A 12,790-nucleotide genomic window follows, 5' to 3' on the forward strand; every position below is an offset into this window, starting at 1 on the left:
GCCCGCCGCCATGAAGATCGTCAGGGTAGATGATATCTTCAACAATGCCGGCACGGAGTCATGGCTGAGCAGCGGGATCAGGGTGCGAGAGGGCGCCCCGCATCGGCATCACGCAGCAGGTCCCCTAGCGCGCCGTGAATATCGGGAGCGCTGACCAGCAGGTTCTCGCCGTAGAGCTCGACGGGGAGTCCATCCGGACATTCGTAGAGGTGGCTCGTGCTGGCGCCGGCCTCCCGCGCGATGAGCAGCCCGGCGGCGAAGTCCCACGGAGAGACGCTTTCATAGTAGGCATCCAGCTGGCCGCAGCCGACATGGCAGAGGTCGAGGGCTGCGGAGCCGTTACGCCGCACGTCGCGGCAGGCATGGACGACGTGGTTGAGACGCCTGATCAGCGGGCCACGCTTGTCGCGGGCGTACGGAAAACCCGTCGCGACCAGACTTCGCTCCAGTGTGGTCGGTCGACTGCAGTGCATCGATTCCTCGTTGAGCTGCGCCCCCTGGCCGCGCGTGGCGGTGAAGGTTTCGCCGAGGAACGGTGCGTGAACCACACCGAGCTGAACTTCCCCATCCACTGCCCAGGCGATCGATACGGCAACGTGAGCGTGCCCATAGGCAAAGTTGACGGTGCCATCGATGGGATCGACGACCCAGAGCGGGCCGCGCTGCTCGAGCTGACTGCGATCCGGCGCCAGCTCTTCGGTCAGCCTGGCTTCGCCGGGGAAGAGGGCTTCGAGTTCGTCGGCGATCATCTGATCGACGGCCACATCCACCTCGGTCACCAGTTCGTCTCCCCCTTTGTAATCGTGGGAAAAGTTCTGCTTCTGACGCGCCTGGACGATCATGTCGCCAGCCCGGCGGGCGATGCGGATCATCTGCTCGAGGCGTTGGGGGTGATTCACGTTGGGCTCCTGTTGGGAAGGGAAAGTGAGTCGTCAGTGTCTTACCGGACGTTTCTGCAGTTTACGTTGCAGGGTGCGGCGGTGCATGCCCAGCGCTCGGGCCGTGGCCGAGATATTGCCGTCGTGCTCATGCAGGACCTTCTGGATATGCTCCCAGGTCACGCGGTTGACCGATGGAGGGTTGTCGGCGATTTCCACATCGACATCGCCGCTTTCGCGCTCCAGCGACAGCAGGATCTCGTCCGCGTCGGCGGGCTTGCAAAGATAGTTGACTGCGCCCAGTTTCATCGCTTCCACGGCAGTAGCGATGCTCGAGTAACCGGTCAGCACGACGATGCGACACGCCGGAGCCACCTCCAGTAGCGCGGGCAGCAGTTTCAGGCCGGAGTCGGACTCCAGCTTGAGGTCCAGCGTCGCCAGCGCGGGCGGTGCTTCCCGCGCTGCCGCGAGAGCTTGGTCGTGGGTATGAGCGACGACCACGTCGTAGCCACGGCGGCGCATGGCGCGCTCCATGACGAAACAGAGCTGTTCGTCGTCGTCGACGATCAGCAGACGTTCCTGCTGATTCGTCCGTTCCTGTTCACTCATCGCTGACTCCTCATCGGTGGATGGCGGACCGAAGTGGCATCACAGGCTATCGCCAGCCTTGACGCGGGGAAGCTTGACCTCGGTCAACGTACCGCCTTCTTCATGGTTGTAGAGACTGACGCCGCCGCCGAATCGGTTGACGGTGGCGTGAGTCAGAAACAGGCCGATGCCCATGCCCTTGCTCTTGGTCGAGATGAAGGTGTCGCCCAGCTGATCCGCGATCGACATCGGCACGCCCGGGCCGTGATCGCGGATATCGATGACCACCTCTTCGGCATCCCAGTCGAGACTGGTCACGATGGCATCAGGGCTGGCATCGGCCGCGTTATTGAGCAAGTTGATCAATGCCTGCTCCAGTGTCGCGTCCACGGCAATGCTGGGTTGCCCCCGCTTGCCGAGCACTTCCAGCCGGTGATGGACGTCCGGTCGCAGTACCAGCCAGCGCTGGATCAAATTCTCGAGCCAGGGGGTTGCCCGGCGTATCTCGGGCTTTTCTAGGCGGCGGCGGTCGGCATTGGCGACGAGAGTCTGCAGGCGCTGCTTGCAGGTATCGACCTGCTTGCGCAGCATGTCGATATCCTCGATCAATGCCGGCTGCTCACTGGCTTCGTGGCGCATCTCATTGAGCAGCACCGCCATCGTCGAGAGCGGCGAACCAAGCTCGTGGGCGGTACCTGCGGCCTGGGTGGCCACCGCCAGGATCTGCTCGTTGCGCAATGCCGCTTCACGGGTGCGAGACAGCGTCATGTCGCGGCGGCGCAGCGTATGCGCCATCTTGAAAATGAAGAACGTCAGCAGGCTGCCGGACAGAATGAAGTTCAGCCACATGCCCAGGGTGTGTAGTTGCACACCAAAGACGATGGTGCTGTTGGTCAACTGTGGGACCGGCTGGTAGACCAGCATCATCGTGGTGTAGCTGGCGGTGGCTGCCATGGCAATGATCCAGGCATAGAGCCAGGGAAGCGTGGCGGCGGCGATGCCCAGTGGAACCAGCAGATAGGTGATGAAAGGATTGGTCGAGCCGCCAGTGTAGTAAAACAGCAGACTCAGTCCGGCAATGTCGACCAGCCAGTGCAGCAGATATTCGGTATCGGTAACCGCCCGGGGTCTGCCAAGGCGCCACCATGTCGCGACGTTGAACAATCCCATGGCGACGATGACGCTGATGACCGGCAGCACATGCAGCTGGAATCCCAGTACTTCGATACCGAAAATGATCGCGGCGAGAAAGCCGGTCCAGGTGATACCGCGGACGATCGTCAAGCGAACCAGGTTGCGGTTCGGCGTTGAGAGCGGAAGCGGCTGCAGCATGGTCTCTCCGGAGTCGAGTCGGCGATCGATTGACGGGGCGGGGCGGCTGACTCGATATCGCTGCCCAAGCCTGCCTTATGGTAACGCATGCCGAGGGGCGGCGTGAGTGTGTTCAGGCCGTCGAGAGGGAGAAAGAGGGGCGCCCGTTTGTCGCAGGCAGGTCTAGCCGGCGAGGAGGTGCCGGCTGGTCAGGATTCGTCGACCAGCAACGGCTGAGAGGATGGTTTACCGCTGTCAATGAGAGGAAGTGGTGGCATCCGTCTGGCGGCAATGAACGTCATAGACCACGCTGCCGTCGGTCATGCGCAAGCTCTGTACCGCATCGTCGGGGTTGTTGTGTGGCGCCAGACCGGCAACGATGCCTATCGACGGCGCGTCCGGAGAAGCCTGAGGGGAATCCATCGTTACGGTATCGCCCTCGCGGAGCGGTTTGTCGTCGGCGTCATGCCCTAGGATTGGCTTCATCTCGGAGTCTCTGCGCAGGAAGTCTTGGGAATGTCTCGGCGTGGATGCCGGGGCTTTTCACAATCAGGCTAACACGCCGCCATGCTTCTAACCTGTCGAGAAAAGGCGGCTTAATAGCGCTTTTTTTAGTGCTGTAAGATGAGATTAAGCGCTTTTTGAACTCAGGAAGTCTGGCATCGAGGCGGCTACAACTCTTGCGGCTCAACGCGTACAATCGCCGCCATCTTCGAGTCCCCGCGAACTCTGCACCATCGATCGATGCCGTGTGAGTCGCCTTCAGTCAGTGAAACCACTCATGTCAGATTCTCAGCTTGCGCAGGAAGCGGCCCTTCGCCGCACTTTTGCCATCATCAGTCACCCGGACGCGGGCAAGACCACGATTACCGAAAAAATGCTGCTGTTCGGGAACGCCATTCAGCTCGCCGGTTCGGTCAAGAGCAAGCGGGCCGAGCGCCACGCGACCTCCGACTGGATGAAAATGGAGCAGGAGCGGGGCATCTCGGTCACTACCTCGGTGATGCAGTTTCCCTACAACGGGCGCATCGTCAACCTGCTCGACACGCCTGGCCACGAGGATTTCTCCGAAGATACCTATCGCACCCTCACCGCCGTGGACTCTGCCTTGATGGTCATCGATGCCGCCAAGGGCGTCGAGGACCGTACCATCAAGCTGATGGAGGTCTGCCGGCTGCGAACCACGCCGATCCTGACCTTCATCAACAAGATGGATCGGGAGACGCGCGATCCGATCGAGGTAATGGACGAGATCGAGACGGTCCTCAACATGCAGTGTGCCCCGATGACCTGGCCGATCGGCATGGGCCGACAGTTCAAGGGCGTCTATCACCTTTATGACGATGTGATCCATCTCTACACCCAGGGGCAGGGCAATCGGATTCCGGAAGACAAGCGCATCGAAGGGCTGGACAGCGAAGAGGTCGACCGGGTACTCGGCGAGAGTGCAGCTGAAGAACTGCGCATGGAGGTCGAGCTGGTCCGTGGCGCATCCCACCCCTTCGACCTGGAAGCCTATCGTCGCGGGGAGCTGTCTCCGGTCTATTTCGGTACCGCGATGGGCAACTTCGGCGTGCGCGAAATGCTCAACGGCTTCGTCGAATTCGCGCCGACGCCCCAGGCGCGGGAGACCGATACCCGTGAAGTGGTGGCCGACGATGGGCGTTTTTCCGGCTTCGTTTTCAAGATCCAGGCCAACATGGATCCCAAGCACCGGGACCGGGTGGCGTTTCTGCGCATCTGCTCCGGCAAGTACGAACGCAACATGAAGATGCGCCACGTGCGTATCGGCAAGGACGTCAAGATCGCGGACGCGTTGACGTTCATGGCGTCCGATCGGTCTCACGTCGAAGAGGCCTGGCCCGGCGATATCATCGGTCTGCACAATCACGGCACGATCCAGATCGGGGATACCTTCACGGCCGGCGAGGACATGCGCTTCCTCGGGATCCCGCACTTTGCCCCGGAACTGTTCCGCCGCGTCCGGCTCCGTGACCCGCTCAAGATGAAGGCGCTGCAGAAAGGGCTCCAGCAGCTCTCCGAGGAGGGCGCGACGCAGGTCTTCCTGCCGCTGGACAATAACGACCTGATCGTCGGTGCGGTTGGCACGTTGCAGTTCGATGTGGTCGCGCACCGGCTCAAGGAAGAGTACAAGGTCGACTGCATTTATGAGCCCGTCAATGTCAATACGGCGCGCTGGATCTACAGCAAGGATGCCAAGAAGCTCGACGAGTTCAAGCGAAAGGCCAGCACTAACCTGGCCCTGGATGGCGGGGACTACCTGACCTATCTGGCGCCGACCCGAGTCAACCTGCAGATGACCCAGGAACGCTGGCCGGAAATCGAGTTCAGGGCCACCCGCGAGCACTGAACCCGCTGTCGTCCGACAGGAGCGGTCGCGTCGATCTTGCCGCTCCGTAGTGCTTGCGCCATGCTGACGAAGTTCACTCCATGCGTCAGAAGGCGCCGTTGGTTTGTGCTCGGCTATTCGGTCGACCAGAAAAAGGAGAATGACGATGGCTTCCAAATTCTTGAAAGAGTTTCGAGAGTTTGCCGTCAAGGGTAACGTCGTCGATATGGCGGTGGGCATCATCATCGGTGGTGCGTTCACGTTGATTGTGCAGAGCCTGGTGAAGAATATCTTCAATCCGGTGCTCGGGTTGCTCATCGGTGGCGTCGACTTCGCGAATTTCTTCGTCGTGCTCAAGGAAGGCGGCATACCGGGACCATATGCGACGTTGTCGGCTGCGCAGGAGGCCGGCGCCGTCACGCTGGACTACGGGCTGTTCCTGAATGCGGTGATCAGTTTCGTCATCGTTGCCTTCGTCGTCTTCCTGCTGGTACGCACCATCAATCGCTTGAAGCGCGAGGAGGCGGTCGCTCCCCAGGCGCCGTCGGACAAGGCGTGCCCGCACTGTTTCATGACGATACCCATCAAAGCGACCAAGTGTGGCCACTGCACGGCCGATCTTCCACCGGAAAATGGCATTGCGAGCTGATCGATGCTGTTCGACGCTCACTGTCATCTGGATTTCGACCGTTTCGACGCCGACCGCGAGGCCGCTTTTGACCGCGCCCATGCGGCCGGCGTTTCGCGTTTCATGGTGCCGGGAACGACGCGCCAGCGCTGGAACCACGTGCTCGAGCTGAGCCGACGCGATGACGTCGTCGCGTCGCTGGGGCTGCATCCCTATTTCACCGACGAGCATGCCGACAGCGATCTGGAAGCGCTGGCGGATGAAATCGGGCGTCACGAATCTCTGGTCGGTATCGGTGAATGCGGCATCGATGCCAGATTCGAGGATACGCTGGAGCAGCAGTGGTCGCTGTTCGAGGCGCAGCTTCAACTGGCCAAACGGCATCGGCTACCCATCATCATTCACTGCGTCCATGCCGACGACCAGGTGGCCAAGCGGCTCAGGCAGCTCGATCTGCCGGCACGGGGATTGATTCATGCTTTCGGAGGTAGCCCGCAGCAGGCCGGGAGATTTCTGGATCTCGGCTATAGTCTCGGGTTGGGAGGCGCGGTGACTTACGATCGGGCTAAACGACTGCATCGGGCGGTGCAGTCGATTCCCGACGACGGCTTCGTGCTGGAAAGCGACAGCCCGGACATGCCGCTATCCGGGCGCCAGGGGCAACGTAACGAACCTGTCCACCTGATGGAGACAGCCGAGTCGGTTGCCCGTCTGCGAGGCCAGACACGGGAATCTGTGATCGCCAACGCGTGGGTCAACACGCATCGACTGTTCGGTCTCGATGCTGACGGGTGAGCTTCGGTCCGTGTGTCAGTCGCCCACGATCCGCTCAGGGTCGAGACGCTCCAGCGGATAAGGCAAGTCACGCAGGGTCAGCTTGCGATCCCCCACGAACAGCGCCGATTCGCCATCCACACTGGTATTGATGACAGCGAGGATGTCGCAGTGTTTGGTGTCGTCACCGGCCGTGGCCTGGAAGATTTCGCCCACGCGCTTGTCTTCCGCGCTACGGATCTCGTCGCCGATGGCCGGTACCGAAGCGCCTTCCAGGGTGGCGATCTGCAAGCGTCGTTTGACCTGCCCGCGAAAATGCGCCCGCGCCACGACCTCCTGCCCGGTGTAACAGCCCTTGCGGAAACTGATGCCGCCCAACGCTTCCCAGTTGATCATCTGCGGCAGGAACGCATCGCTGTGTTCGGCGGTTAGCCAGGCGACGCCGGCACCGATGTCCGCGCGCCGCCACAGGGCCGTATCGGCGGGATCGGCATGGCGACGCAACGTATCCCAACGGGCAGCAGCCTGAGACGTGGGCAGGATCAATACGAAGCGTGATCGGCTGGCAGGGTGACGCAAGGCAAGAACGTCGTCCTGCTGTGCCATATGCCAGTCGAGGCGGGGCAGATCGGGAAGATCGGCCTCGGCCCATGACTCGGGCTCGCCGACCATGCCGATGATTGCCAGGTCCTCGCGATGGCGCAGCGTCATCTTGTAGAAAGGGGCGTATTTTCCCAGCTGTGTGGCCAGCGGTCCCGCCAGGGAGGCATCCAGCAGCAGCCAGTAGCGTTCGGCAGAGACCTTGAGTATCTCGGCATTGGCGATCATTCTGCCCTTGGGCGTGCAGAAGGCCGTCAGCGGGCCAAACGCACCATCGGCGTGATCGATGTTGGCACTGGTCTGGCCTTGCAGAAAGCGGGCGGCATCGGGACCTTCGCATTCCAGAATGCGGAAATGCGTCAGCGGTATCAGGCCGTTACCCTCGGTAAGCCGATGGCTGCCTTCCGGGAAGTGCCAGTCGTGATCGTTCAACTGGCGTCCGCCTGCGGCCGTGAGATGTGCCAGCCAATCGTCCATCCAAACTCTCCCGTAACAATGCTGGTGGCGTACCGGGATATCCAGTGCCTGGATGTCGGTACAAGTCTGGCGTCAAGATGGCGTCGATTCCCTTGCATTGCAACGTCGGTCCCGAAAACGACGTGCTACGCTATGCTGCTGGCCTGAAAGTTGTCTGAACCTTATCTGAGTCTCATTACCTGAGTTGTAGAAAGGCCATCGTAAAAAGACCGCAGTGGAGAACCTTGCATGTCCCGGATCAACCTGACGCTGAAAGGGGTATCCACCCCTGAAGATCTCAACCGCGTTACCACGGCCCTGATGATGGTGGAGGGCGTCGAAAGCGTCGATATCGGAAGAGAATGGGCCGAAGTCGAGGGGCGTGTCACCCGCGACGCGCTGATCAAGGCCGTTGCCTCGTTGAAGGCGGGTTTCACCGCACAATGATTGATTCAACGGCGCAGTGAGACGTTAGTCCGCAACGCGACAATGGTCGAATGAACCGGCTTGCCCTTGAACGTAGATACTTTGACCCCTAATTAGTGATCATGAACAAACCCTTCAAGATTCAATCCAAGTATCGTCCGGCCGGGGACCAGCCGGCCGCCATCGAAGGGCTGGTTCGCGGCCTCGGTGCCGGCTTGTCGCACCAGACACTGCTCGGCGTCACCGGCTCCGGCAAGACCTTCACGATGGCTAACGTCGTCGAGACGCTGCAGCGGCCGACGATCGTGCTCGCGCCCAACAAGACGCTGGCGGCCCAGCTCTACGGCGAATTCAAGAGCTTCTTCCCGGACAACGCGGTCGAGTATTTCGTCTCCTACTACGACTACTACCAGCCGGAAGCGTACGTGCCTTCTTCCGACACCTTCATCGAGAAGGACGCCTCGATCAACGATCACATCGAGCAGATGCGGTTGTCGGCGACCAAGGCGTTGCTGGAACGTCGAGACGCCTTGATCGTGGTATCGGTCTCCGCGATCTACGGTCTCGGCGATCCCGAGCAGTACATGAAGATGCGCCTGCATTTCAATCGGGGCGAGCAGATCGACCAGCGCAGCTTTCTGCGCCGGCTGGCTGAGCTGCAATATACGCGTAACGATTCGGACTTCCGGCGCGGGACGTATCGTGTGCGCGGCGATGTCATCGATGTCTTCCCGGCGGATGCCGAGGACGAAGGCGTGCGCATCGAGCTGTTCGACGACGAAATCGACTCGATTCGACTGTTCGATCCGCTGACGGGAGAAGTGCGCGGGCAGGTACCGCGCATGACGATCTACCCTAAGAGCCACTACGTGACGCCCCGCGACACGATCCTCGGCGCGATCGAGTCGATCAAGCAGGAGCTGGCGGACCGGCTCGAATATCTCAGAAAGCACGAACGTCTGGTCGAGGCGCAGCGTCTCGAGCAGCGCACGCTCTACGACATCGAGATGATGCTGGAGCTGGGCTACTGCAACGGTATCGAGAATTACTCGCGCTATCTGTCGGGGCGAGCGCCGGGGCAGGCGCCGCCGACATTCTTCGACTACCTGCCGGATGACGCGCTGCTGTTCATCGACGAATCGCACGTCAGCGTGCCCCAGGTCGGCGGTATGTATCGGGGCGACCGTTCGCGCAAGGAAACCCTGGTAGAATATGGCTTCCGCCTGCCCTCGGCGCTGGACAACCGCCCCATGACCTTCGAAGAGTGGGAGGGCATCGTCCCGCAGACGGTATTCGTCTCGGCGACGCCCGGACCGTATGAGGCAGAGCACGCCGGCCAGGTGGTCGAGCAGGTGGTGCGTCCGACGGGGCTGGTCGACCCCGACATCGAGGTGCGCCCGGCGAGCACGCAAGTCGACGATCTGCTCTCGGAGATTCGGTTGCGCGTCGACGTCGGAGAGCGCGTGCTGGTGACGACCTTGACCAAGCGGATGGCGGAAGACCTGACCGAGTATTTCGACGAGCACGATATTCGCGTCCGCTACCTCCATTCGGATATCGATACCGTCGAACGGGTCGAGATCATCCGTGACCTTCGGCTGGGCAAGTTCGACGTGCTGGTCGGCATCAACCTGCTGCGCGAGGGGCTCGATATTCCGGAAGTCTCGTTGGTCGCGATTCTGGATGCCGACAAGGAAGGCTTCCTGCGCGCCGAACGTTCGTTGATCCAGACGATCGGCCGCGCCGCCCGTAACGCCCATGGCAAGGCGATTCTCTATGGCGATCGCATTACCGACTCGATGCGTCGAGCCATGGATGAAACCGAACGCCGCCGCAACAAGCAGATCGAGCACAACGAGCGGCACGGAATCACGCCGATGACGGTGACCAAGTCCGTCGCCGATATCATGGAAGGCGCGCAAGCGCCGGGCAGCCGCAAGGGCGGCCGCAAGCGTACCGAGCAGCTGGTGGCGGAAGCCCCGGGCGACTATACCCGCGAAGCTCTGAGCGCGATGAACGCGCCGCAGTTGACCAAGGAAATCGGCAAGCTCGAGGATCGTATGCACGAGGCTGCACAGAACCTGGAGTTCGAGCAGGCCGCGAAGCTGCGTGATCAGTTGCAGACCTTGAAGGCGCGTCTGCTGGAACTGGGATAAATCGACGTCGGGATAGACGAATCTGCATCGAGGTAGCGTTGTTTTATGCCGGAAGGCCCAGAAATCCGTCGCGTCGCGGATCGATTAGGCAAGGTATTGGTTGGTGTGCCGCTGACGCAGGTCTGGTTTGCCTTCCCTGAGCTTGAAGCGATGGCAGGGCGCTTGCGGCAGACTCACGTGACCGCGGTCGATTGCTGGGGCAAGGCGCTGCTTGTGATATTTGCCGACGGTCACGTGCTCTATTCCCATAACCAGCTCTATGGCGTCTGGCGTCTCCATCGGAGCGACCAGCCGCCTCGGACAAATCGCATCCTGCGCGCCCGGTTGTCGACCTCTCGGCATACGGCGAGCCTCTACAGCGCTTCCGATATCTCGTTGTGGACCACAGAAACCCTGGAGCGGCAGCCATTTCTGGCGCGACTAGGCCCGGACCTGCTGACGCATGATGTCTCGACAGGGGATATCGTCGCGAGACTGGGCGAGCGTCGGTTCGCGAGCCGAGGCCTGGGCAGCTTGTTGCTCGATCAAGGGTTCTACGCAGGCATCGGCAATTACCTGCGCTCGGAGATCCTGTTCTATGCCGGGCTCAGGCCCATGAAGCGGCCCAAGGATCTGTCTGATACCCAGCGGGAAAAACTCGCGAACAGCATCCTGACGACGATTCACCAGGCGTATCGCGAAGCGGGCGTGACCAATCGGCCGGTCTGGCGAAAGCGAATGCAGCAAGCCGGTGAGCGTCGCGCCCAGTGGCGATTCGCCGTTTTCGATCGTGATGGAAAGCCTTGCCACGCCTGCGGCGCCACTATCCAGCGTGAGTCTGTCGCGTCTCGCCGGTTCTATTATTGTGCTGTTTGCCAGCAGGGCTGAAGAAATCGCATGGGGTCGTATTAGAGAATCAGATGAAGTAAAAGATTATACCGTTATCTTTTATACTGACACCTTGTAACAAACTGCCAATTTCCAGTTGCTCAGGTATAATTCCCGCGCTTGAAATCACCGACTCACGGGCGATGAACCCGTCGGGCAGTTACCGTGACCAGCCAGGAGTACCTTGATGACCATGATCCGCCAGGAGGATCTCATCCAAAGCGTGGCCGATGCGCTGCAGTACATCTCCTATTACCATCCCAAGGATTTCATCGATGCCATGCACGCGGCGTACCAGCGGGAAGAGAATCCCGCCGCGCGCGATGCCATCGCACAAATCCTGATCAACTCGAGGATGTGTGCCACCGGCCACCGTCCGATCTGCCAGGACACGGGCATCGTCACGGTATTCGTTCACGTCGGCATGAATGTTCGCTGGGAAGCGGACATGAGCCTCGACGACATGGTCAACGAAGGCGTGCGGCGTGCCTATACACTGCCGGATAACGTCCTTCGCGCGTCAGTGTTGGCCGATCCCGATGGCAAGCGCCGGAACACCGGCGACAACACGCCGGCGATCATCCATCACAAGCTGGTGCCGGGCGATACGGTGGAAATTCATGTCGCCGCCAAGGGCGGCGGCAGTGAAGCGAAATCCAAGTTCGCCATGCTCAATCCGTCGGATAGCGTCGTCGACTGGGTCATGGAACAGCTGCCCAAGATGGGGGCAGGCTGGTGTCCGCCGGGCATGCTGGGTATCGGCATTGGCGGAACCGCGGAAAAGGCGATGGAACTGGCGAAGGAAGCGCTGCTGGATCCCGTCGATATTCAGGCACTGCAGGCTCGTGGCGCCAGCAATCGGGCCGAGGAGCTGCGTCTCGAGCTGTTCGAGAAGGTCAATCAGAGCGGTATCGGTGCCCAGGGGCTGGGCGGTCTGACGACGGTGCTCGACATCAAGGTCAAGGATTACCCGACCCACGCCGCCAACAAGCCGGTCGCCATCATTCCCAACTGCGCGGCGACGCGCCACGTCCATTTCACTCTCGATGGCAGCGGTGCTGCCGAACTGCCGGCGCCGAAGCTCGACGACTGGCCGGAAATCACCTGGGAGGTGGGCGAGGGCGTGCGCCGCGTCAACCTCGACGAGATCACTCCCGAAGCCGTGCGCGAGTGGCAGCCTGGCGATACCGTGCTGCTGTCGGGCAAATTGCTGACCGGGCGTGACGCTGCCCACAAGCGAATGGTCGATATGCTGGCCAAGGGGGAGAGCCTGCCGGTCGATCTGAAAAACCGGTTCATCTACTACGTCGGGCCGGTCGATCCGGTGGGTGATGAAGTGGTTGGGCCGGCAGGGCCGACCACCGCCACCCGCATGGACAAGTTCACGCGTACCATGCTCGAACAGACCGGCCTGCTTGGCATGGTCGGCAAGGCGGAGCGCGGGCCAGTGGCGATCGAAGCCATTCGCGATAATCAGGCGGTGTACCTGATGGCTGTCGGCGGTGCGGCGTACCTGGTGGCACAGGCCATCAAGAAAGCGGAAGTCATCGCTTTCGATGACCTGGGTATGGAAGCGATCTACGAGTTCGAGGTCGAGGACATGCCGGTTACGGTCGCCGTGGATCACCTGGGAACATCGGTCCACCAGACCGGACCTGCCAAGTGGAAAGAGATCATCGCCGAGCGAGTTTGACGGCTACGCACGGCATCATCGTGGTTGCGCGGGACCCTGGCCGAAGCGTCAATCGGAGAGGGA

12 protein-coding genes are annotated in these 12,790 nt (G+C 61.2%); 7 read left to right on the forward strand and 5 right to left on the reverse strand.

Features of this window, described 5'->3' with window-relative positions:
* Positions 1-77: 77 nt before the first annotated feature.
* The 4 genes from CCD76_RS11760 to CCD76_RS19770 form a co-directional block, all read right to left on the reverse strand.
* Positions 78-899, reverse strand: a complete 822-nt coding sequence (locus tag CCD76_RS11760; protein WP_256961286.1) for an inositol monophosphatase family protein — start codon at positions 897-899, stop codon at positions 78-80.
* Between the two features lie 33 nt (positions 900-932).
* A complete protein-coding gene (locus CCD76_RS11765; protein ID WP_087719697.1) occupies positions 933-1,487 on the reverse strand; it encodes a response regulator transcription factor in 555 nt (184 codons plus the stop codon).
* A 39-nt stretch (positions 1,488-1,526) separates the two neighbouring features.
* The gene (locus tag CCD76_RS11770) at positions 1,527-2,798 is read right to left on the reverse strand and encodes an ATP-binding protein (RefSeq protein ID WP_087719698.1); all 1,272 of its coding nucleotides are present in this window, start codon (positions 2,796-2,798) and stop codon (positions 1,527-1,529) included.
* 234 nt (positions 2,799-3,032) lie between these two features.
* A complete protein-coding gene (locus tag CCD76_RS19770) occupies positions 3,033-3,263 on the reverse strand; it encodes a hypothetical protein (RefSeq protein WP_143543281.1) in 231 nt (76 codons plus the stop codon).
* 295 nt (positions 3,264-3,558) lie between these two features.
* Here CCD76_RS19770 and CCD76_RS11780 point away from each other — a divergent pair, with 295 nt between their 5' ends.
* The 3 genes from CCD76_RS11780 (at position 3,559) to CCD76_RS11790 (ending at position 6,550) form a co-directional block, all read left to right on the forward strand.
* Positions 3,559-5,148: a peptide chain release factor 3 gene (locus tag CCD76_RS11780; RefSeq protein WP_087719700.1), complete on the forward strand. Its 1,590-nt coding sequence runs from the start codon at positions 3,559-3,561 to the stop codon at positions 5,146-5,148.
* A 145-nt stretch (positions 5,149-5,293) separates the two neighbouring features.
* On the forward strand, positions 5,294-5,776 hold the full coding sequence (gene mscL, locus CCD76_RS11785; RefSeq protein WP_087719701.1) for a large-conductance mechanosensitive channel protein MscL: 483 nt from the start codon (positions 5,294-5,296) through the stop codon (positions 5,774-5,776).
* Positions 5,777-5,779: 3 nt separating this feature from the next.
* Entirely contained in the window at positions 5,780-6,550 is a 771-nt protein-coding gene (locus CCD76_RS11790) for a TatD family hydrolase (RefSeq protein WP_087719702.1), read from the forward strand.
* A gap of 15 nt (positions 6,551-6,565) precedes the next feature.
* Here the strand turns inward: CCD76_RS11790 and ygfZ are convergent, their stop codons facing one another.
* Entirely contained in the window at positions 6,566-7,606 is a 1,041-nt protein-coding gene (ygfZ, locus tag CCD76_RS11795) for a CAF17-like 4Fe-4S cluster assembly/insertion protein YgfZ (RefSeq protein ID WP_087719703.1), read from the reverse strand.
* Between the two features lie 228 nt (positions 7,607-7,834).
* Between ygfZ and CCD76_RS11800 the strand changes: the two genes are divergently transcribed.
* The 4 genes from CCD76_RS11800 to CCD76_RS11815 all read left to right on the forward strand — a co-directional run bounded on the left by CCD76_RS11800 (position 7,835) and on the right by CCD76_RS11815 (position 12,727).
* Positions 7,835-8,032, forward strand: a complete 198-nt coding sequence (locus CCD76_RS11800) for a heavy-metal-associated domain-containing protein (protein WP_087719704.1) — start codon at positions 7,835-7,837, stop codon at positions 8,030-8,032.
* Positions 8,033-8,133: 101 nt separating this feature from the next.
* On the forward strand, positions 8,134-10,167 hold the full coding sequence (gene uvrB, locus CCD76_RS11805) for an excinuclease ABC subunit UvrB (RefSeq protein WP_087719705.1): 2,034 nt from the start codon (positions 8,134-8,136) through the stop codon (positions 10,165-10,167).
* Between the two features lie 45 nt (positions 10,168-10,212).
* A complete protein-coding gene (nei, locus tag CCD76_RS11810) occupies positions 10,213-11,034 on the forward strand; it encodes an endonuclease VIII (protein ID WP_087719706.1) in 822 nt (273 codons plus the stop codon).
* Positions 11,035-11,221: 187 nt separating this feature from the next.
* Positions 11,222-12,727, forward strand: coding sequence for a fumarate hydratase (locus CCD76_RS11815; protein ID WP_087719707.1), 1,506 nt, complete (start codon positions 11,222-11,224; stop codon positions 12,725-12,727).
* Positions 12,728-12,790 lie beyond the last annotated feature (63 nt).

The organism is Salinicola salarius (assembly GCF_002179555.1).
In the GTDB taxonomy this organism is placed as follows: Bacteria; Pseudomonadota; Gammaproteobacteria; order Pseudomonadales; family Halomonadaceae; genus Salinicola; species Salinicola salarius_A.